This window comes from Drancourtella sp. An12 (assembly GCF_002160935.1).
GTDB lineage: Bacteria > Bacillota > Clostridia > Lachnospirales > Lachnospiraceae > Sellimonas > Sellimonas catena.
This window is the reverse complement of sequence record NZ_NFLO01000003.1, coordinates 170190-191692: the sequence shown is the minus strand read 5'-3', so window position 1 is coordinate 191692 and position 21503 is coordinate 170190. Positions and strand designations below refer to the sequence as shown.

Annotated in this window: 26 protein-coding genes and 1 pseudogene; 24 read left to right on the top strand and 3 right to left on the bottom strand. The window is 45.7% G+C overall.

Annotated elements, in window-relative coordinates:
- Positions 1-58: 58 nt before the first annotated feature.
- From B5E64_RS05010 to B5E64_RS04990, 5 genes are all read left to right on the top strand, one after another.
- Positions 59-721 (top strand): aldo/keto reductase, encoded by a 663-nt coding sequence (locus B5E64_RS05010; RefSeq protein WP_087167428.1) that lies wholly within the window; start codon positions 59-61, stop codon positions 719-721.
- 52 nt (positions 722-773) lie between these two features.
- Positions 774-959, top strand: coding sequence for a hypothetical protein (locus tag B5E64_RS05005; RefSeq protein WP_087167427.1), 186 nt, complete (start codon positions 774-776; stop codon positions 957-959).
- Complete coding sequence (locus B5E64_RS05000) at positions 932-1522, top strand: hypothetical protein (protein WP_140398823.1); 591 nt, start codon at positions 932-934, stop codon at positions 1520-1522. The genes B5E64_RS05005 and B5E64_RS05000 overlap by 28 nt, the downstream gene beginning before the upstream one ends.
- Positions 1523-1645: 123 nt before the next feature.
- Entirely contained in the window at positions 1646-2563 is a 918-nt protein-coding gene (locus B5E64_RS04995; protein ID WP_087167425.1) for a LysR family transcriptional regulator, read from the top strand.
- Between the two features lie 108 nt (positions 2564-2671).
- The gene (locus B5E64_RS04990; protein WP_087167522.1) at positions 2672-3775 is read left to right on the top strand and encodes a 5-methyltetrahydropteroyltriglutamate--homocysteine S-methyltransferase; all 1104 of its coding nucleotides are present in this window, start codon (positions 2672-2674) and stop codon (positions 3773-3775) included.
- A gap of 63 nt (positions 3776-3838) precedes the next feature.
- Here B5E64_RS04990 and B5E64_RS04985 read toward each other — a convergent pair whose 3' ends face one another.
- Entirely contained in the window at positions 3839-4291 is a 453-nt protein-coding gene (locus B5E64_RS04985; protein ID WP_087167424.1) for a GNAT family N-acetyltransferase, read from the bottom strand.
- Between the two features lie 165 nt (positions 4292-4456).
- On the opposite strand from B5E64_RS04985, the gene B5E64_RS04980 reads away from it, so the two are divergent.
- From B5E64_RS04980 to B5E64_RS04900, 18 genes and pseudogenes are all read left to right on the top strand, one after another.
- Positions 4457-4645, top strand: a complete 189-nt coding sequence (locus B5E64_RS04980; protein ID WP_087167423.1) for a DUF6472 family protein — start codon at positions 4457-4459, stop codon at positions 4643-4645.
- A gap of 50 nt (positions 4646-4695) precedes the next feature.
- Positions 4696-5229, top strand: coding sequence for a putative ABC transporter permease (locus B5E64_RS04975; RefSeq protein ID WP_087167422.1), 534 nt, complete (start codon positions 4696-4698; stop codon positions 5227-5229).
- 127 nt (positions 5230-5356) lie between these two features.
- Positions 5357-5887, top strand: coding sequence for an N-acetyltransferase (locus tag B5E64_RS04970; RefSeq protein WP_343284046.1), 531 nt, complete (start codon positions 5357-5359; stop codon positions 5885-5887).
- 27 nt (positions 5888-5914) lie between these two features.
- Positions 5915-6598 carry a 4Fe-4S double cluster binding domain-containing protein gene (locus tag B5E64_RS04965; protein WP_087167421.1) on the top strand — a complete coding sequence of 228 codons (684 nt, stop codon included), beginning with the start codon at positions 5915-5917 and terminating at the stop codon, positions 6596-6598.
- Between the two features lie 48 nt (positions 6599-6646).
- A complete protein-coding gene (locus B5E64_RS04960) occupies positions 6647-7090 on the top strand; it encodes a GNAT family N-acetyltransferase (protein ID WP_242960089.1) in 444 nt (147 codons plus the stop codon).
- Positions 7091-7219: 129 nt separating this feature from the next.
- A complete protein-coding gene (locus B5E64_RS04955; RefSeq protein ID WP_087167419.1) occupies positions 7220-7606 on the top strand; it encodes a type II toxin-antitoxin system MqsR family toxin in 387 nt (128 codons plus the stop codon).
- A gap of 25 nt (positions 7607-7631) precedes the next feature.
- Entirely contained in the window at positions 7632-8639 is a 1008-nt protein-coding gene (locus tag B5E64_RS04950) for a type II toxin-antitoxin system antitoxin SocA domain-containing protein (RefSeq protein WP_087167418.1), read from the top strand.
- A gap of 32 nt (positions 8640-8671) precedes the next feature.
- The gene (locus tag B5E64_RS04945; RefSeq protein WP_087167417.1) at positions 8672-9271 is read left to right on the top strand and encodes a DNA-3-methyladenine glycosylase I; all 600 of its coding nucleotides are present in this window, start codon (positions 8672-8674) and stop codon (positions 9269-9271) included.
- A 19-nt stretch (positions 9272-9290) separates the two neighbouring features.
- Positions 9291-9527 carry a hypothetical protein gene (locus B5E64_RS04940; protein WP_087167416.1) on the top strand — a complete coding sequence of 79 codons (237 nt, stop codon included), beginning with the start codon at positions 9291-9293 and terminating at the stop codon, positions 9525-9527.
- Between the two features lie 110 nt (positions 9528-9637).
- The gene (gene asnS / locus B5E64_RS04935) at positions 9638-11029 is read left to right on the top strand and encodes an asparagine--tRNA ligase (protein WP_087167415.1); all 1392 of its coding nucleotides are present in this window, start codon (positions 9638-9640) and stop codon (positions 11027-11029) included.
- 31 nt (positions 11030-11060) lie between these two features.
- Positions 11061-11723, top strand: a pseudogene (locus B5E64_RS18345) (HAD family hydrolase); the annotation flags it as partial.
- A 78-nt stretch (positions 11724-11801) separates the two neighbouring features.
- Complete coding sequence (locus B5E64_RS18340) at positions 11802-12257, top strand: GNAT family N-acetyltransferase (RefSeq protein ID WP_343284047.1); 456 nt, start codon at positions 11802-11804, stop codon at positions 12255-12257.
- Between the two features lie 12 nt (positions 12258-12269).
- Positions 12270-12740: an LURP-one-related family protein gene (locus tag B5E64_RS04925; protein WP_087167413.1), complete on the top strand. Its 471-nt coding sequence runs from the start codon at positions 12270-12272 to the stop codon at positions 12738-12740.
- Between the two features lie 32 nt (positions 12741-12772).
- The gene (locus tag B5E64_RS04920) at positions 12773-13228 is read left to right on the top strand and encodes a YrvL family regulatory protein (RefSeq protein WP_087167412.1); all 456 of its coding nucleotides are present in this window, start codon (positions 12773-12775) and stop codon (positions 13226-13228) included.
- Positions 13215-14006 carry a nitroreductase family protein gene (locus tag B5E64_RS04915; protein ID WP_087167411.1) on the top strand — a complete coding sequence of 264 codons (792 nt, stop codon included), beginning with the start codon at positions 13215-13217 and terminating at the stop codon, positions 14004-14006. Before B5E64_RS04920 ends, B5E64_RS04915 begins: the two co-directional genes overlap by 14 nt.
- A gap of 213 nt (positions 14007-14219) precedes the next feature.
- Complete coding sequence (locus tag B5E64_RS04910; RefSeq protein WP_087167410.1) at positions 14220-14639, top strand: hypothetical protein; 420 nt, start codon at positions 14220-14222, stop codon at positions 14637-14639.
- 232 nt (positions 14640-14871) lie between these two features.
- Positions 14872-17037, top strand: coding sequence for a PTS transporter subunit IIABC (locus B5E64_RS04905; RefSeq protein WP_087167409.1), 2166 nt, complete (start codon positions 14872-14874; stop codon positions 17035-17037).
- 21 nt (positions 17038-17058) lie between these two features.
- Positions 17059-17886: a PRD domain-containing protein gene (locus B5E64_RS04900; protein ID WP_087167408.1), complete on the top strand. Its 828-nt coding sequence runs from the start codon at positions 17059-17061 to the stop codon at positions 17884-17886.
- A 105-nt stretch (positions 17887-17991) separates the two neighbouring features.
- Here B5E64_RS04900 and B5E64_RS04895 read toward each other — a convergent pair whose 3' ends face one another.
- Positions 17992-19548 (bottom strand): ABC-F family ATP-binding cassette domain-containing protein, encoded by a 1557-nt coding sequence (locus tag B5E64_RS04895; RefSeq protein ID WP_087167407.1) that lies wholly within the window; start codon positions 19546-19548, stop codon positions 17992-17994.
- A 204-nt stretch (positions 19549-19752) separates the two neighbouring features.
- On the opposite strand from B5E64_RS04895, the gene B5E64_RS04890 reads away from it, so the two are divergent.
- The gene (locus B5E64_RS04890; protein ID WP_087167406.1) at positions 19753-20724 is read left to right on the top strand and encodes a Gfo/Idh/MocA family oxidoreductase; all 972 of its coding nucleotides are present in this window, start codon (positions 19753-19755) and stop codon (positions 20722-20724) included.
- 10 nt (positions 20725-20734) lie between these two features.
- On the opposite strand, the gene B5E64_RS04885 is transcribed toward B5E64_RS04890, so the two are convergent.
- Positions 20735-21451 carry a gamma-glutamyl-gamma-aminobutyrate hydrolase family protein gene (locus B5E64_RS04885; protein WP_087167405.1) on the bottom strand — a complete coding sequence of 239 codons (717 nt, stop codon included), beginning with the start codon at positions 21449-21451 and terminating at the stop codon, positions 20735-20737.
- Positions 21452-21503 lie beyond the last annotated feature (52 nt).

Sequence of the window (21503 nt, the reverse complement as noted above, 5' to 3'; positions counted from 1 at the left end):
TAATAAAATCGAAAGCAACAGATTGATCTCAGCATAAAAGGCAGTAAGGGACAGCGGAATTCCGAGAGAAGAAATTTTTATCACAAGCAAGCTCTGGCTTCAGGATTATGGATATGAAGCAGCAAAGAAAGGATTGGAGACTTCTCTGGAAAAACTGGGTATGGACTATATTGACCTGTATCTTCTGCACCAGCCGTACGGAGATGTGGCAGGAGCCTGGAAGGCTCTTGAGGAAGCAAAGGAAGATGGTGTCCTGAAATCCATCGGCGTAAGCAACATGACTCCGAAGATCTGGAAAGAATTTCTGCCGCAGGCATCCACCATTCCGGCAGTTAATCAGGTGGAATGCAACCCGTTTTTCCAGCAGAAAGAATTAAAAGCATTACTTGCAGAACATGATGTGAAAATTGAAGCATATCAGCCGTTGGGAAGTGGAAATGCTGCAATGCTTTCTCATCCGGCAGTGACAAAGATTGCAGAAAAATACGGCAAAAATGCCGGACAGATTGTTCTTCGTTTTGAACTTCAGGAAGGTCTGATTATTCTTCCGAGATCCACAAATCCGGAACGAATTGCGGGAAATATCGATCTTTTTGATTTTGAACTGACAGAAGAAGAGATGAACGCAATCCGTGCAATGGATACCGGAAAGGGAAAACACGATCCGGAAGCACCTGGAATTGCAGAGATGCTGCTTGCAAACTATAAGATTCACGATTGATTTTTGAGAACAAAAATAGTGAATCAAAAAGAGGCAGGAGGCTGAAATTGCGATGAAAAAGAGCAAAGTACTGGTCGGACTTCTGGCAGCGCTGATGCTTCTGGCAGGATGTGAGCAGGAACAAAGCGATACGGTGGATGGAGCAACGAGACGACCTATCTGGGAACGCCGGACCGGCCGAATGATTTTAAAAATGTGCTGGACAATGCCATGGCAGACGGGAAAATCGAGCCGATGATTGTGGTCTGCCCGACTTACAATAATGAAAGTGAAGAGGACAGTGCCGATTATTCTCTGGCACTTCAGCTGACCGAGAATTATCACAATGAGCTGGTTAACGATCTGATTCCGGCTGTCGAGGGGACTTACAGTACTTATGCGGAGGAAACTTCGCTGGAAGGGCTGCGGGCTTCGAGAGACCACCGGGCATTTTGCGGATTCTCCATGGGATCTGTAGCAACATGGAGGACATTTGAGTACTGTCTGGATTATTTCCGCTACTTCATGCCGTCCAGCGGAAGCCTTACGAACGATGGAGAAGTTATGGCGTCGATGGTACAGGATTCTGGACATGACTGGGATGATTTCTTTATTTTTGCGGCATCCGGTACGGATGATTTTGCCTATTCCTCTTTCAAAAACCAGATTGAGGCAATGGCAGGCGAAAGCAGCGGAACATTCCGTTATGCGGACAATGAAGGGGAAGGCAACCTTTATTTCCTCGAACAGGAAGGCGGCACTCATAACGGGGAGTATGCGATGGAATATTTTTATAACGGATTGTGCTGGATCTGGAAGTAAGAATCCAGAGAAGGCAAATTGACAAAATCTTATCTTTCCTATATACTTTTAAGCCAGGGGCAGCGATTGACGCTGCCCTTTTAATCAGGGAAATGTACCCGGACAGAAAGCAGGTAACGGAAGATGACATTACAGCAGTTAAGATATATTGTGACCGTGGCGGAGACAGGAAATATTACAGAGGCGGCAAGGCAGCTATTTGTTTCGCAGCCAAGTCTCACCAATGCCATCCGGGAACTGGAAAAGGAGATGCAGATCACGATTTTTCACCGCACCAACAAGGGCGTGACGATTTCCAATGAGGGTGATGAATTTCTCGCATATGCAAGACAGGTTCTGGAGCAGACCAGCCTTCTGGAAGAGCGCTTTTTGAACAAGAAAGAACGGCGTTCCAGATTTTCCGTCTCCTGTCAGCATTATTCTTTCGCGGTCAACGCCTTTGTGGATGTGATACGTGAATTTGGCGGGAAAAAGTACGATTTTACGCTGAGAGAAACCCAGACCTATGAGATTATCGAGGATGTCAGCCGGCTGAAAAGTGAGATCGGAATCCTCTATACTTCCTCCAAAAATGAAGAAATCATTCAGAAGATGATCCGGATGAACGGACTGGTATTCCGTGAACTATTTGTGGCAAAACCCCATGTGTTTCTGTCAGCAGAGCACCCGCTGGCAGGGGAGGAGATGGTAACGCTTGACGATCTGGCGGACTATCCGTATCTTTCCTTTGAGCAGGGAGAATACAATTCCTTCTATTTTTCGGAAGAGATTTTAAGCACGCTGGACCGCAGGAAAAACATCAAAGTCCGGGACCGGGCAACATTGTTTAATCTGGTGATCGGACTTAACGGATATACGGTCAGTTCCGGAGTGATCAGTAAAGAGCTGAACGGGGAAAATATCATTGCACGGCCTCTGGATGTGGATGAGAAGATGCGGATCGGCACCATCACGCAGAAAAACATGCCGCTGAGCCGTTACGGGAAAGCATATATGGAAGCTTTAAAACAGCATATTCCACACAGACAGCGTCTGTCATAGTTTTACGCTATGGCGGAACGCTGTTTTTTTGTATTTTTCAAATGGATGGAGAAGCGGTATACTGAAACCCATCAGAAAACTGACAGGAAAAGAATGGAGGAAGACATCATGGCAAAACAACATGCACCGTTTCGATATGATTATGTAGGAAGCTTTTTACGCCCGGAAAAATTAAAGGAGGCAAGGAAAGCACTGGAAGAAGGAAAAATTACAGCAGAGGAATTAAAGGCTGTGGAGGATGAGGCGATCCGGGATCTGGTAAAGAAGCAGAAAGAGGCAGGATATCATGTGATTACAGATGGAGAATTCCGCCGATCCACATGGCATCTGGACTTTATGTGGGGATTTGAGGGAGTGGCTCATAAAAAGACAGAACAGGGCATCGCTTTTCAGGGAGAAGATGCAATGCTCGATGATACCTGGCTGACCGGAAAAATCCGGGTGGGCACACATCCGTTTGTAGAGCATTTCCGGTTTGTCAAAGCGCTGGAAGATGAGCATACCGTGGCAAAACAGACGATTCCGGCACCGGCCCAGTTTTTTGCCCAGATGCTGATTCCGGGAAATCTGGAACAGACAAGAAAGGTTTATAAGACGGACGAGGAACTGATGGAGGATATCGCAGAAGGTTACCGGAAAGTGATCAGGGATCTGTATGATGCGGGATGCCGGAATCTTCAGCTTGACGACTGTACCTGGGGACTTCTTGTGGCGGAAGGATTTGCCGGAAGCAGGGAAGAAATCCAGGAAAGTGCAGAGAAATTTGTAAAAGTCAACAATCTGGCCATCCAGAATCAGCCGGAGGATCTGGTGATTACAACACATGTCTGCAGGGGGAATTATCATTCCGCATACTTCAGCAGCGGAGCTTACGATCCGATTGCAAAACCGCTGTTCGGAGAAGAACAGGTAGACGCATTCTATCTGGAATATGACGATGAGCGTTCCGGAAGCTTTGCACCGCTTGCAGAAGTGACCGGAGAGAAAAAGGTAGTACTTGGACTGATTACAACAAAGTCACCGGTTCTGGAAGAGAAAGAAGAAGTGAAAAAACGGATTTATGAGGCGGCAAAATACATTCCTCTTGACCGGCTGTATTTAAGCCCGCAGTGTGGATTCGCTTCCTGCGAGATCGGGAATAAGCTGACTGAGGAAGAACAGTGGGCAAAACTTGCGCTTGTAAAAGAGATCGCGGAAGAAGTATGGGGGTAAAAAAAGAAAAAACAGGGTCTGTTTTGGGACAGGCTCTGTTTTTTTATGCATGAAGATTGTTTCTCATGACAAATCTTTTCGGTAGACTCTGGACATGACACCAACAGCATTTTCCATCATCTGATAAAAGGAATATCCGTATGTTTCATACAGCCCGGTTTCTCCGGTAGCGATGAACACTTCTCCAGCGCCGTCCTCTTTTGCAGTCCTGCACGCATGATCCAGAAGAAGTCCCATATACCGGTGGCCTCTGTACTGCGGGAAGGTATAGACAAATCCGATCCAGGGACCAAGGTCTGTATTTTTGATGTCATCGATGTCTGATAAGGTGCAGAATGAGACCAGCTTTTTGCCTTCTGTCAGAAGAAAAAGTCTCACATGATTACCGCAGAATTCATGGATCTCATTCTTGCTCAACAGTTCATAGAGAAACTGACCTGCGCTCCAGTCGCTTTGCCTGATTTCCTCAAGCCAGTGTGCCTGATATTTTGTGCTGAAATATTCTTTGATTTCCATTGTTCCCTCCTGATCTCCGCCTGTTTTTTTCTATTTTACAAGGAGTCAGAGAAAAAAGAAAGAGATATGGAAGAAAATGAGAAACGGAATGTTTCCTTGCTTTTCTTAAAAGCCCTGATATGATACACTGATAGCAGAAATGACAGAGAAGAGGAGGGAACGTCAATGGGAAATCAATCTGCACAGAGCTGTAGCAGCTGTGCTTACTATATTTATGATGAAGAGTATGACGAATATGTCTGTGATGCCGCGATGGATGAAGACGATTATGTCCGGCTGCGTATGGAGCCGCATTATTCCTGTCCGTATTATCGGAACGGGGATGAATACCGGGTTGTGCGAAAGCAGATGTAAAGGAAGAGACCGTAAAAGATGACAAAAGGAGAAAACGAAAGGGGACGGTTATGAAAAGAAAAGTACAGGAATATTTTTTCTATTTTATGCTTTATTCTATGATTGGATGGATTTATGAGGTGTTTTTGGAAGTCGTTGTGTACCGCTGGGGCTTCTCCAACAGAGGAGTGCTGTTTGGCCCGTATTGTGTGATCTACGGCTTCGGAGCACTGATTTTGATTTTTACACTGGGAGGTCTTCAGAAAAAGAAGATTTATCTGGGGAAGATTCTGGTGACGCCGCTTCTGGTATTTGTGGGAATTGTTGTGATTACCACGGTGGTAGAATTGATCGGAAGTTATATTATGGAATTTACTTCCGGCGGCTGGATGTGGGATTATACCCGGTTTGCCTTTAACTTTCAGGGGCGGATCGCGCTGAATCCAAGTATCCGTTTTGGTATTGGAGGAATGATTTTTCTGTATGTGCTGCAGCCGCTGTTTGTCAGGCTGACAAAGAAAATTCCGGAGAAGGCATTTTCTGTGCTGACCGGAGTTCTGGCAGTGCTGTTTATCATCGATGTTGCGGCATTGATTTTACAATAAGTTCGAGGTGAAAACGATGGAAATGTTGAAAATCAGAAAAGAGGAAAAACAGGACTATAAAGAGGTGGAAAATCTGATCCGGAAAGCATTCTGGAATGTGTATGTTCCGGGATGCTCGTAGCATTATGTGGCACATGAACTCAGAGCTCATGAGGACTTTGTGCCGGAACTGGATCTGGTTGCCGAGCTGGACGGCCGGATCGTGGCAAATGTCATGTATACGATTGCAAGGCTGACAGATGAATCGGGCGAGGAAAAGAAAGTGCTGACATTCGGCCCGCTCAGTGTCCTTCCTGAGTACCAGAGAAAAGGAATCGGGAAACAGCTCCTGGAAGCTTCCTTTGAGATTGCGGAAAAAATGGGCTATGATGTGATTGTCATTATGGGAGATCCGAATAATTACGTGGCTCGTGGATTTAAGAGCTGTAAACGGTTTTCTGTCTGTCTGGAAGGCGGGATCTTCCCGACCGGAATGATGGTAAAAGAGTTAAAACCGGGAGTGCTGGATGGAAGAACATGGTACTACAGAGAAAGTCCGGCTTTTGAAATTGATATGGATAAATTTGAAGAGTTCGACCGGATGTTTGAACTAAAAGAGAAAAAAGTTCAGCCAAGCCAGGAGGCATTTTATATAATCAGTAATTCTACCCTAAACTAACTGATCCGGCACAGGAAGGTGAGAGCTATGAATATCACAGAACAGGTGAAACAGGTGCTTTATGAACAGGGAGCAGCGCTGGTCGGAATCGGGGATATGCGCCCGGTTCAGGTGTGCCGTTTTCCGGCAGGGATTTCAGTTGCGGTTCCCATCCCGAAGCATGTCATTGAGGATTTAAAAACAGCTCCGACAAAAGAATATTATGAGCTGTATGGAAGCTTAAATGCGAAATTAAATACGATTGTAACAGCGGGGGAAACATTTCTGAAAGAACAGGGGTATCATGCCTGGGCGCAGACAACAGACCGGGTAAAAGTAGATGAAGAAAACCGTTCTGAGATTCCGCATAAAACAGTGGCCGTCCGGGCGGGGCTTGGATGGATCGGGAAAAACTGCCTGCTGGTGACGCCGGAATATGGTTCAGCTATCAGGATTTCCTCCCTTTTGACGGATGCGCCTTTAGAATGTGCACAGCCGATGGAGAAATCCAGATGCGGCGGATGTTCACTTTGTGTTCAGCACTGTCCGGCAGGAGCACTGAAAGGAACCCTCTGGAGTGCAGGAATGGAGCGGGAAAAGATTGTTGATGTCAACCGATGCTATCAGAAGCAGAAAGAGATTATGTACGCCAGCACCGGAATTGATACAGACCTGTGCGGGAAATGCTTTGCCGTTTGTGCATACACGCAAAACTATCTGAAAAAACAATAGAAGTAAAGTGAAACATGGGAGAGAAAAACGATGTGTGAGTACCATATCATGAATTTAAGAGAAAAACCGCAGTGGAAGCAGAAGGCAGCACAGTGGTTTCATGAAAAATGGAATGTTCCGGTGGATGCATATCTGGAAAGCATAGAAGAAAGTCTGAACAGTGAAAATCCGGTGCCGCAGTGGTATCTGGCTGTAAAAGAAGAACAGATCATCGGTGGAATCGGAGTGATTGAAAATGATTTCCATGATAGAAAAGATCTGACGCCAAATGTCTGCGCGGTATACGTGGAAGAAGAATTTCGATGCCGCGGGATTGCAGGAAAGATGCTGGAGACTGTCTGCCGGGACATGAAAGAAAAAGGTATCGATACGCTCTATCTCATCACAGACCATGACTCCTTTTATGAACGGTATGGATGGGAATTCTACTGCATGGTGCAGGGAGACGGGGAAGAAGAAATGACGAGGATGTATGTACATCGGGAGAGATAGGAAACGAAAAGGATTCTGGACTTCAGAGTCCTTTTTCGGTGATGGGATATTGACAAAAACCGATCATAGATGTAATCTAATGATAGAATAAATGAAAAAATCAATCATTAAAATGAGGGGAGTTTTAGATTGAATATAGGGAGAAAGGAAATAGATTGTTATCTTTCCGAGGTAAAAAAGGCAGTCAAAAACGGGAAATACCGACTGGAAAGAAATGATAGAAGACAGGATAATCAGGATTTGTTTTTTAACTATGTGTTAGATGAACAGAAAGTCAGGAAGATTATACTGGATTTATCAGTGGAAGATTTTTCGGAGGTTCTCCAAAATAAACATAAAGGATATGAATATGAGAGACTTTATGTTTTTGGAAAAGATGTTACTCTATTAGAACGGTTTGGGAGCAGAGAAAAAACAGTATCTTTGTATATCAAGTTTAATAAGCTGGAGAATTGTTTTGTGATTGTGGTTTCATTTCATGAGCAACGCTATCCGATTAAATATTACTTCAAATAAAGATTCCGGGTCAGGAGGTAAGAATATGTCAAAGAAGGGTAGAATCGATTTCTGCGTTGAATGCAGAAGAGAAACAGAGTATGTTTTATGTAAAAAAACTGTTGTAAGGAAAATCAGAGATAAAGAATATCAGTTTACGATTACGACAGCGATTTGCAGCGAGTGTGGAAAAGAAATGAGTATTCCGGGGCTTCTTGATAGGAATATACAGGAGATGGATGAGCAGTATCGAAAGACAGAAGGAATTGTGTCAACAGAGGAAATTAAGAAGCTGATGCAGCTTTATAATCTTGGAAAGGCGCCGCTATCTCTTGCATTGGGGTTTGGCGAGGTGACAATAACGAGGTATCTTTCAGGACAGATTCCATCAAAAGAATACTCAGATATCATCAGAGCTGCTTTAACTTCACCCTCATATATGAAGAACCGTTTGAAAGAAAATCGTTCGAAAATTGCGTCAACTGCTTATAATAAGGCCGTTGTGGCAGCGGATTCTCTGGAAAATCTGTTTTCTGTATCGGATAAAATGCTTCAGGCAATTGCATATATTTTTGAAAGTTTGGAAGAGGTTACACCTTTGATGCTTCAAAAGCTTCTTTATTTCATTCAGAGTATTTACTATGTGCTCTTCGGAGATCCATTATTCGAGGAAGACTGCGAAGCATGGGCACACGGCCCGGTATATCCGGAAGTTTATAATCTGTTTAGAGATTTTAAATATAATCCGGTTGATGATGTACGATTTGCAGTCCTTAATGGTATATCAGATGATCTTGCAGAGAATGAAAAGCATGTGATCGATCTTGTGGTTAATACATTTGGCTTATATGGGGGGAAAGTGTTGGAACAGATCACGCATAGTGAAGAGCCATGGAAAGATGCCCGTAAAGGATACGAGGAGCAGATTCAGTCTCAAGAAACGATGTCAAAAGAACGTATGAAAAAATATTATGAATTCATAAATAGCAAATATCCGATTTCCTCAGAGATTGGATTGAAAAGATATATTCAGGATATTCTGATGAATGTTTAATGACAGAAGAAAACGAATGAGAGGTGAATGGCATGGAGCGTTGCGGCTGGTGTATGTGCAATGAGAAAATGATGAAGTATCACGATGAAGAATGGGGTGTCCCGCTCCGGGATGACCAGAAGCAGTTTGAGTTTTTGATGATGGAAGTCATGCAGTGCGGACTGAACTGGAATATGATGATTCAGAAGCGGGAAATTTTCCGTGCCTGCTTTGATTCCTTTGATTTTGATAAAGTGGCAGAATACGGAGAGGCAGATATCGAAAGGATTATGGGAACCGAAGGTATGATACGCTCCCGGAGAAAGATCGAGGCGGTGATCCATAATGCCAAATGCTTTCAGAAGATCAGGGGAGAGTTCGGCACTTTTTCTGATTATATCTGGAGTTTCACAAAAGGGAAAACATATCTGTATACCGGGCATCAGAAAGGAGAGGTTCCAGCCAGAAACGGCTTATCTGACAGGATCAGTAAAGAGCTGAAAAAGCGGGGATTAAAATATATGGGTTCGGTGACTGTTTACTCCCATCTGCAGGCATGCGGCATCATCAATGACCATAAGGAAACGTGTTTCCGGTATCAGGAACTGTTAGAAATGTCGGATGCAGTACATAAAAGAAGAGATAAAGAGTAATAGAAACGGGGCGGATAAAATGATCAAGTATCAGGATATTGTTTTGTTAAATGGTATATTGGAAGAGAGCGGTACACGGTTTCATTTGGGGTATAAAAATGAGGAGACCGCCTGCGTCATTCCGCCGGGAGAATGTTGCCTGACAGAGGAAGCAAGAGAGAATGCGGAAAAATGTATTCAGGAATACTATGAATCAAAGGGAGAAGAAGTACGCTTTTCGGAAGATGGATACTATTTTTTCTGTTCTGAGATTTAGTAGCTTTTGGGAGAAATGGTAATCATCTTAAAAAGGCACCTTGACTTTTCAAAAAAGTGTGTATATAATATCTACATTTACACACAAAACAAGAAAAGAGGGTGAAAAAGATGAAGCATATTGACATCAAAAAACTATTGACAGACGCCGAAAGCTATGTTGATACTTCGGTTACAGTCTGCGGGTGGGTGAGAACTGCCAGAAATTCCAAAAGCGTTTCCTTTATTGAATTGAACGATGGTACTTGTCTGAATAATATCCAGTTGGTGATTGACAAGAATGAAGTGGAAGTAAATAAAAATGCGTTCAATGTGGGAGCAGCGTTAAAGGCAGTCGGTTCTTTTGTCAGATCCGAGCGCAACGGTTATGAAATTCAGATTCAGACGATTGAGGTGCTTGGTAATTGCCCGTCTGATTTTCCTCTTCAGAAAAAGCGTCACACGGTAGAGTTTTTGAGGACGATTCCGCACCTTCGTGTGCGCACGAGATATTTTGAGGCATTATTTGCGGTTCGTGATCAGCTGTCCTATGCGGTTCACGACTATTTTCATAAAAACGGATATAAATATGTTCATACTCCGATTATTACGGGAAGCGACTGTGAAGGAGCAGGGGAAATGTTCCGTGTTACCACACAGCCGTGGGATGCGAGGGCAGAAAACGGAAGCGCCTATCTGGATGAAGAAAGCTATTTTAAAGACGACTTTTTCGGAACGAAGGCAGGACTGACGGTTTCCGCACAGCTTGAAGGCGAAATGGCGGCCATGGGTCTTGGAAGAATTTATACGTTTGGTCCGACTTTCCGCGCGGAGCACAGCAATACGACACGTCATGCGGCGGAATTCTGGCAGGTGGAGCCGGAAGTCTGTTTTGCTGATATCGATGATATTATCGAGATTGGCGAAGACTTTATTAAATCGATTATCAGGGATGTTATGGAGCACTGCCCGGATGAAATTCAGTTTTTCAACCAGTGGGTGGATAAAGGGCTGATCGAGAAGCTGAACCTTGTGCTTGAAAGTGATTTTGGGCGGATGACCTACACGGAGGCGGTGGAAATTCTGCAGAAATCGGGAAAAGAATTCCAGTATCCGGTGGAATGGGGATGCGACCTTCAGACCGAGCATGAGAAATACCTGACGGAAGAATATTTAAAGAAGCCGGTGTTTGTAGTAGACTATCCGGCTGATATCAAAGCCTTTTATATGAAACAGAATCCGGACGGGAAAACAGTTGCCGCAACGGATCTGCTCGTTCCGGGGATCGGAGAGATCATCGGATGCAGCGAGAGGGAAGCGGATATGGGAAAACTTGTTGCTGCGATGGAAAAGCGCGGAATGCCGCTGGAAGAATATCAGGCATATCTGGATACAAGAAAATACGGAAGTGTACCGCACAGCGGATTCGGCCTTGGATTTGACCGGATGCTGATGTATGTGACGGGAGTATCCAACATCCGGGATACCCTGTTGTTCCCAAGAACAGTGGGAAATCTGTTCTAACAGCAAAACAGATGATAAAGAGGGAAGAATAATGTATCAGACTTATATTTTTGACTTATACGGAACATTGGTTGACATTCATACGGATGAGACTAAAATAGAAGTGTGGGAAAAAATGGCTCTATTTTACGGGTATTATGGAGCATATTATACGGCTGAAGAACTTCGGCAAACATACCGGGAGTTGACCTTGGAAGCGGAAAAAGAGGCATTGCGCCACGACAGCCATGAAAGCTTTCCAGAGCTTCAGATCGAGGACGTCTTTCTGGAATTATTCCGCCGGAAAGGGGCAGACGTCCTAAAAGAGACTGCGGTGTATGCCGGTCAGTTTTTCCGGGTTCTTACGACAGAGTATATCCGGCTTTATGATGGGACACGGGAACTTCTGGAGGCTTTAAAAGCCTCCGGAGGGTTCCTCTATCTATTGTCCAATGCTCAGAGGATATTCACAGCGTATGAGATGAAGGCACTTGATATTTTCCGGTATTTTGACGGGATTTATATTTCTTCCTCCTATGGAGTCAAAAAGCCGGACCGACGCTTTTTTGAGCTCCTCCTCGAAAAGGAAAAGATCAAAAGAGAAGAGGCTGTCATGATTGGAAATGACGGGATCTGCGATATCCAAGGCGCAAAAGATGCCGGCATCGACACGTTTTATATCCGGTCTAATATTTCCCCAAAAGAGGAGACACCGGATGCGGACTTTGTACTGGAAGAAATGAATCAGAGCCGGGTTAAGGAAATGCTGCTTTCCGGTAAGAAAAAGAAAGCCCTGCGGCTTCGCCCTTACCGGGAGGAAGATGCCAAAGCGCTGGCACAGCTTTTCTATGATACAGTACATACGGTCAATGCGGCTGATTATACAAAGGAACAGCTGGATGTGTGGGCTCCGAAAGAGCGTGATCTTTATACATGGAACCAATCCTTTTTTCTGCATCGGACGATAGTTGCGGAACAGGACGGCAGAATTGCCGGCTTTGGAGATATGGACGAGACCGGATATCTGGACCGTCTGTATGTGCACAAGGAGTTTCAGAGGCATGGGATTGCTGCGGCGATCTGCGATGCTCTGGAAGGAGGATCGGAAGCAGAAGAGTTTGAGACCCATGCTTCGATTACGGCCCGGCCATTTTTTGAGGCCAGAGGCTATGAGATGATCCGTGCCCAGAAGGTGGAAAAACAGGGGATTTTGCTGACTAATTATGTAATGCGAAAAAGAAGACAGTAGAGGAGAAAAGGGATGAAACTGTTAATCAAACAAAGAGTATTTTCATGGACGGATACCTATGATATTTATGATGAATACGGGAATGTCCGTTATTTTGTGAAAGGAGATTTTTTCTCGATTGGACACCGGCTCAGAGTTTATGATGCCACTCAAAATGAGATCGGTATGGTTCAGGAGAAACTGCTGCATCTCCTCCCGACCTTTGAAATCTATGCAGGAGGACAGTTTTATGGTACTGTTGCAAAGAAACTGACGTTGCTCCGTCCTAAATATATGGTGGATTATAAAGGATGGCAGGTCGAGGGAAACATGATGGGCTGGGAATACGATGCCTTTGCAGGCGGTGTTCTGGTGATGCATATTTCCAAAGAGATTTTCCACTGGGGAGATACTTATGTGATTGACATTGCAGATTCTGCAGATGAAATTATGGCACTGATGCTGGTGCTTGCGATTGACGCGGCAAACTGTGCATCTAATTAAGCAGAGAGGGAAACTGAGAAATACGAAATCCTATGAAAAAGTCAAAAATTGTATCGATTTTGATCGGAGCGGCATTGTTTCTGGCAGTGGCGCTTCCGGTCGTTTTTCTGGAAGCCGTGATCGGCGGTTTTATTATGAAGCTATTCGGATTCCACTATAACTCTATGAAAAGTGTTTTTCTGTTTTTTCTGGTGGCAGCTGTAGCAGATGCACCTTTGGAGATTCTGGCAAAAGCACTTCCAAAAGCGATGATGAGCCTTGGATGGATCCGAAAATCCAGAAGATTCTTTCTGTGGTATGTGTTGGATATGCTGTTTGAGATGATGACGCTGGCGGGAGCAGACCTGTTTATGGACAGCGTCCGTGCGGAGGCGGCGGGAATTCTGGTTGTGTCCGCACTTTCGTCTGCAATTACTGTCTGGCTGGACAGAAAAGATGAGGATTCGCCCGGAAATGAGATAAAGGAGAATAAGCATGGTAAAGATTGAGGAAGAACAATGTATTGGATGTGGAAAATGTGTTCAGGACTGTGTAGGACATGCCCTGAAGCTGGAAGACGGAAAGGCGGCAGTAAAACGGGAATGTATTCTTTGCGGACACTGCGCCGCGATCTGTCCGATGGATGCGGTGAAGATTACGGAATATGAAAGTGATGAGATGATTCCGTATGAAAAAGAGCGTTTTCAGCTGGATCCGGAAGTATATGCAAATGCAGTGAAATTCAGAAGAAGTGTCCGGAATTATAAAGAACAGCCGGTGGAAATAGAGAAAATCCGGAAGATTCTGGATGTGGCGGCACATACGGCAACGGCAAAGAATGAACGTAAAATGAAATTCGTGATTGTACAGGACAGGCTGGATGAATTCAAAGAGATGGTCTTTGAAGGAATCGGTGAGGAGCTGGAACTGCACAAAGGGGAAAAGAGTCCGGTGACAGCGCTGCTTTACAGCTTTTATAAAGGGAGAACACGGGATCCGAAGGAGGAATTTCTCTTCCGGAACGCACCGGCGGTACTTTACATTATGGGAGAACGCCTGGATGACGCAGGACTTGCAGCCCAGAATATCGAAATGATGGCTCAGGCGCTTGGCCTTGGCGTGCTGTATAATGGCTATCTGAAGGCGGCAACGATGTGCTCTGAAAAGGTAAGAAACTTTCTGGACAAAGAGGGAAGGCCGGTGGCAGTCTGCATGCTGATCGGATATCCGGCGGTAACCTACAGAAGAACTGCGCCGAGAAAAGAAGCGGAATACGAAATCTTGTAAAATCGGATTGACAAGTAAATTTGAATGTGTTATATTCGTTCCAAGCAATGGAAAGGGAGTAGCTTAAACCTTCTTCGGAAGGTCGATTTGTAATCGTCAGCCGGTATCGAGAGGTACCCGTAGCAAATGAGATAGCAAGACTTTTATTGTGGCAGATGTCATGATAGGAGTCTTTTTTATTTGGTATGAAATTCAGAAGGAGAGGAAAATGAGATGGAAGCAGTAATGATGAGAGAGGATCTGAAGTGTGCAGAAGAAGCAGGAGTACAGGCGCTTGAAAGCCTGTATACAGTCAGAGAAAAGTTAAACAGTGCAAAAAAATGGGGAATTCTGGACGTTTTTGGGGGAAGCATGATCAGCACCTATATGAAACATTCCCGAATCAATGAGGTAGAAGGAATGATCGAGCAGGCGAGAATCAGGCTGACAGATTTTCAGAAAGCATTGCGGAAAGTAGAAGTATCACCGAAACTTCAGACTGAAATCAGCGGATTTCTTACCTTTGCGGATTTCGCATTTGACAATCCGATTACAGATTATCTGGTGCAGACAAAGCTTCAGAGCCTGGGCGAAGAAGTGGAAGACACGATTCAGCTGACAGAAGAGCTTCTTGCACATATCAGAACACAGTAGGAGGGACGAACAGCGAGGAAAAGTTTATAGAATTTTTAGAAAATGATTGACACAGCCTTAAATCATAGTATATACTGACAGTAGAAAACAGCATATGATAGCGTGTTACTGAATTTCAGGCATGAACTATCCTTACACATTCCGCACAGTAGCCGGAGTGTATGATGGGAGAAGTTCATGCTTTTTTGTTTTCAGAAAATACTGCTGTCAGATCAAAGAGAGGAGAGAAACTATGAAAGACAAAATTTTTGGTGTTCTTCAGAGGATTGGACGAAGCTTCATGCTTCCGATCGCCATTCTTCCGGTTGCCGGCCTGCTGCTTGGAATCGGAAGCTCGCTGACGAATGCGACGACGATTGAGACATATCATCTGGCAGGAATCCTTGGAGAAGGAACAGTGCTGAACGCATTATTCACGATTATGACAAAAGCGGGAAATGCGATTTTTGACAACCTGCCGATTATATTTGCCGTAGGTGTGGCAATCGGTATGGCAAAGAAGGAAAAGGAAGTAGCAGCGCTTTCTGCGATGATTGCGTTTCTTGTTATGAATGTTACCATTAATGCAATGCTTCAGATTGACGGGACCATCCTGGCGGACGGCACGGTTGCTTCTGATGTACTCAGCGGTACGGTGGCAAGTGTCCTTGGTATTCAGACATTGCAGATGGGTGTGTTTGGAGGTATCATTGTAGGACTTGGTGTGGCGGCGCTTCACAACAGATTCCATAAGATTGTGCTCCCGAATGCGTTGTCATTCTTCGGCGGTTCCAGATTTGTGCCGATTATTTCCACCATCGTTTATGTGGGTGTCGGTATTCTTCTGTTCTTCGTATGGCCGTTCGTACAGAATGGAATTTACGCGCTTGGAGGACTGGTAACAGGAACCGGTTATGTCGGTACTTTGATTTTTGGTATTATCAAACGTGCACTGATCCCGTTTGGACTGCATCACGTATTTTACCTTCCGTTCTGGCAGACCGCAGTGGGCGGAACGATGGAAGTGGCAGGACAGCTTGTACAGGGCGGACAGAATATATTCTTCGCACAGCTTGCTGATCCGAGCACCGTGCACTTCAGTGCAGACGCGACGAGATATTTCTCCGGAGAATTCATTTTCATGATCTTCGGACTTCCGGGAGCAGCCCTTGCAATGTACCATTGTGCAAAGAAAGAGAAGAAAAAACAGGCCGGCGGTCTTTTGCTTTCCGCAGCACTGACCTGTATGCTGACAGGTATCACAGAGCCTCTGGAATTTTCCTTCCTGTTTGTGGCTCCACTGCTTTTTGTAGTTCAGGTGATTCTGGCAGGTGCGGCATATATGATTGCGCACATCCTGAATATTGCTGTGGGACTGACGTTCTCCGGAGGATTTATCGACCTGTTCATCTTCGGTATTTTACAGGGCAACGACAAGACAAACTGGATGCGGATCATCCCGGTAGGTATTATTTACTTTATTCTTTACTATGTGATTTTCCGATTCCTGATCCAGAAATTCAATTTGAAGACACCGGGGCGTGAGGATGACGATGCTGAGACCAAACTGTATACGAAAGCGGACTACAAGGCAAAACAGGGTGCAAAGGATCAGAATGGTTCTGTGTCAGGAGGAGATGAGAGAAGTATTCTTATCACTCAGGGACTTGGAGGAAAGAAAAATATTTCCGATGTGGACTGCTGTGCAACAAGATTGCGCTGCACGGTTGTGAAACCGGAACTGGTAAATGATCAGATTCTGAAACAGACCGGTCCGTCCGGAATTGTGAAGAAGGGACAGGGAATCCAGATTATCTACGGACCGTCTGTCACCGTTGTAAAATCCAATCTGGAAGACTACCTTGTGAATGCTCCGGATGAAGAGTACATCGCACAGGAGACAGCTCCGGAACCGGAAGAAGAAAAGAAAGAAGAAACGAAAAATACAGTAGAAAAGACAACGAAAAAGGTGCTTTGCTCACCGTTTACAGGGGAGGCGCATCCGATCACAGATACTCCTGACGAAGCGTTTGCAGGAAAGATGATGGGAGACGGCTATATGGTCATGCCGGAAGAAGGAGTTGTCTATGCACCGGAAGACAGTACAGTCAGCTTCGTATTCCCGACCAATCATGCGATCGGCCTGACAACAGAGGACGGCGTAGAATATCTGCTTCATATCGGTGTAGATACGGTAAAACTGGAAGGAAAAGGCTTCGAGATGTTTGTAAATAACGGAGATTTCGTAAAAAAGGGAGACAAACTGATGGCTTTTGATATACAATATATAAAAGAGCATGCGAAATCCGAAGCCTGCATTGCAGTATTTACCGGACTGACAGAAGAGGAAGAAATTGTAATGAAGGCATCCGGGCATGTAAATGCACAGGAGGATATTGCGGAGATCGTGAGCTGCTGATTGTAAAGGAGCTTATGTCAGATGTATCGAATTATCAAAGTATTGAATAACAATGCCATTCTTGCCCTGGACCGTGAGAAGAAGCGGGAGATCATTCTGCTCGGAAACGGGATCGGCTTCGGGAAACATCCGGGCGAAGAGATGAAAATGATCAAAAACGCCAAGATTTACACGCTGGTGACGAAGAAGAAGCAGGTCTCCGCATTGAAAGTGGTCAACGGCATCAAGCCGGTATATATTGAGGCCACCGGACGAATTCTGGAGGAAGCGGAGAAGGTATTTGAGCATGTCAGTCATGACTCTCTGCTCCCTCTGGCAGACCATATCGCGCTTGCGGCAAAGCGGGCGGAAGAGAAGAGGCAGATACCAAATCCGTTTACGCCGGACATCAAGGTACTGTTTGAAAAAGAGTACGAGGTTGCCCTGAAAGGGCGGGAAATCATCCGTGAGATGACTGGTTCCGAGATCTCTGATGATGAGGTCGGATTTATCTCTCTGCATATTCATTCGGCCCGTACGGATGAGAAGGTTTCCGAGACACTGGATAATACCCGGATCATTAATGAAGGAATCAGGATGATTGAAGAGCAGTTTCAGATTGATGTGGAACCGGATTCTCTTGCGTATAACCGTATGATGAGCCATATTTACTACATGCTTGTACGGACACGCAAAGGCGAGCAGGTGAAAGCGGACTTAAATGAATTCGTACAGCTGAAATATCCGAAAGAGTTTGAGGTGGCAGTGAAGATCTGTGCCTGGATGGAAAAAGAACTGAAGACGGAAGTGAAACGGGAAGAAATCGGATTTCTGGCGATCCATATTTTACGGATTGTAGACCGGGAATAGATAGAGCAGAAAATGTTTCAAAAAGAGATCCCTGCAGGAATCAAGGGGCGGCCGTAAGGCCCGGATTCCTGCGGGGATCTTTTGCGTCTGTTCCGGTTTTACAGATTAGATGATTTTGGTTGTCCACTTTGTGCAGTCCCACACTTCGGATACCACATCCCGGTAGAACTCCGGTTCGTGGCAGATCAGAAGGAGACTTCCACGGTATTCCAGAAGTGCTTTTTTCAGTGCTTCCTTGGCATCCACATCCAGATGGTTGGTCGGCTCGTCCAGAAGCAGGATATTCGTGTCACGGTTTACAAGTTTACATAACCGGACTTTCGCCTGCTCGCCTCCGCTTAATACCCGGATCTGGCTTTCGATATGCTTGGTAGTCAGGCCGCATTTTGCAAGGGCAGACCGCACTTCGTACTGATTGAAGGATGGAAATTCATCCCAGATTTCATCGATGCAGGTGGCGGTGTTTTCGCCTTTGACTTCCTGCTCGAAATATCCGATCTGGAGATTTTCTCCCAGCTCACAGCTTCCGCTCAGCGATGGAATCAGCCCGAGGATGCTCTTTAAAAGCGTTGTTTTCCCGATTCCGTTTGCTCCGGTGAGCGCAATCTTCTGGCCGCGTTCCATGGAGATGGAAAGAGGCTTGGAGAGAGGCTCGTTGTATCCGATCACCAGATCCTTTGTCTCAAAGAGAATCCGGCCCGGTGTCCGCCCGTAGCGGAAGTGGAATTCCGGTTTCGGACGTTCCGCTGCAAGTTCGATTTTCTCCATCTTGTCCAGCTTTTTCTGACGGGACATGGCCATGTTCCGTGTGGAGACCCGGGCTTTATTCCGTGCCACGAAATCTTTCAGCTCGCTGATTTCCTGCTGCTGTCGGCGGTAGGCCGCCTCCAGCTGTGCTTTCTTGACAGCGTAAACTTCCTCAAAATGCGTATAGTCGCCTACATAGCGGTCGAGTTTCTGATTTTCCATGTGGTAAATGATGTTGACAACGTCATTTAAGAATGGAATATCATGGGAGATCAGGATAAAAGCACTTTCATATTCCTGAAGATAGCGCTTCAGCCAGGCAATATGCTCTTCATCCAGATAGTTGGTAGGCTCGTCCAGAAGAAGGATGTCCGGCTTTTCCAGAAGCAGTTTTCCAAGAAGGATTTTAGTACGCTGTCCACCGCTTAAATCGGTGACATCCCGGTCCAGGCCGATGTCCAGAAGACCGAGGGCTCTTGCCACTTCCTCCACCTTACTGTCAATGGTATAGAAGTCGTGCATGGTCAGGGTGTCCTGAATGGTTCCGAGCTCTTCCATCATGGCAGTCATTTCATCTTCCGAAGCATCTCCCAGAGAATCACAGATCTGATTCATCTTTTCTTCCAGTTCAAAGAGCCAGGAAAAGGCGGATTTCAGTACGTCCCGGATGGTCATCCCTTTTTCCAGGACCGTGTGCTGATCCAGATAGCCGACACGGACATTTTTGGACCATTCGATTTTCCCTTCATCCGGTGTCAGATGGCCGGTAATCATATTAAAAAACGTGGACTTTCCTTCCCCGTTTGCGCCTACCAGTCCGATGTGTTCACCGCGGAGCAGGCGGAAGGAAACATCCGAAAAGATCGCACGGTCTCCAAAACCGTGTGACAGATGTTCTACATTTAAAATACTCATCACTCAAACTCCTTATGATACAGTCTTTCCCTATTGTACAGGAAAACCGAAGGATTGTCACCCGGAAAAACAGAATTCTCTTTCAGGCGTTAGTTTTGTCTTACAGCGGGAAATTTGATACAATAAGGACAGAGTGGAGGAAGTAAGGAGATTGTAATTGTATAACATCTAAATCAACATGCAGATCAGAAAAGGAGGACAAAGATGAAGGTAGGAATTATCGGAGCGGGCGGAATTGCCGTCACTATGGCGAAGACATTAAATGAGATGGAGGACGCAACAGCATATGCAGTGGCATCCCGTGACCTCGCAAAGGCACAGGCATTTGCCGAAAAGAATCAGATAGAAAAGGCGTACGGTTCTTATGAGGAACTGTTTGCAGATCCGGAGGTGGAACTTGTCTATGTGGCGACTCCGCATTCCCATCATTATCAGTATATGAAGATGGCGCTGGAAGCCGGAAAACCGGTGCTCTGTGAGAAAGCATTTACGGCAAACGCCGCACAGGCGGAGGAGATTTTCCGGATTTCCGAGGAAAAAGGGATCTTTGCGGGTGAGGCAATGTGGACACGTTTCCTTCCATCCAGAGCCATGATTGACGAGGTGATCCGTTCCGGAGAGATCGGGAAGGTCCATATGATTACGGCAAATCTCGGCTATGATATCAAAAATGTAGAACGGCTTCGTAATCCGGAGCTTGCCGGAGGGGCGCTTCTGGATGTGGGTATTTATCCGCTGACTTTTATCCGGATGATTACCGATGCCAAAATCAAGTCCATGGATACGTCCTGTGTCAAGCTGGAGACCGGAGTTGACGCGCAGAATGCAGCCACATTTATTTTTGAAGACGGATGTATGGCATCGATGCACAGCAGCATGTTAGGCGGAACAGAGCAGGCAGGAATCGTCTACGGCGACAAAGGATATCTGATTGCATGGAATATCAATGATGTGGACAGGATTCAGGTTTTTGACAACAGCAGAAAACTGATCCGGGAGATGGAAACGCCGGAGCAGATTACCGGATTTGAGTACGAAGTACGGGCAGCTATGGAAGCTGTACGTGCGGGAAAAACGGAATGCCCGCAGATGCCTCACAGTGAGTCGATCTACATGATGCAGCTGATGGACAGCATGCGAAACGCATGGGGCATCCGTTTTCCGTTTGAAAAGTAAAAAAGAGCAGTCAGTTTCGGCAGGCTTCGATGAAGGCGGAGAAGATCCGGCTCATTTTCCGGGAGGTCAGATACATACATTCCGGATGCCACTGGATGCCAAGCAGGAAAGGATGCCTGATTCCTTCCACCGCTTCAATCAGTCCGTCCGGTGCGAGGGCACAGATTCGGAGAACTTCTCCCGGATCTTTGACTGCCTGATGGTGGAAGCTGTTGACTTTGGCCTGCTTTCCGATCAGGTCGGACAGCATTGTATCTTCCAGTGTGCGGACGAGATGGACAGGATCATGCCGGAAAGCGGCAGCGGGGCTGTGGTTAAAGAAATCCGGCTGCTCGGACAGATCCTGGTAAATGGTGCCGCCGCAGGCAAGAGTCAGAAGCTGCATTCCCTTGCAGATACCGAGGACCGGCTTTTCAGAGTCCTTCAGAAGAAAGGTAAGAAAGTCAAGCTGGAACCGGTCAAAGTCATAATCGGTTGTTCCAAGTTCCGGGGACGGTACCTGACCGAACAGTAGGGGATTGATATCGGCGCCGCCGCAGAACAGAAAACCGTCGTATTTTTTCAGACACGCCCGAAAATAGGAGAGTTCCATGTCTTCGTAAAAAGGAATCAGAAAAGGAAGTCCGCCGTGATCTGCGGCTGCCTGTATGTATGGAAGACTGGTAAACATGCGCCCGTGTTCTCTGGCGCACACAACGATACCGATGGAAGGGGAATTCTGTTTCATATCTGATTTCCTTTCTGCTTATATTAGATTATAATGGTATCAGTTTATGAAA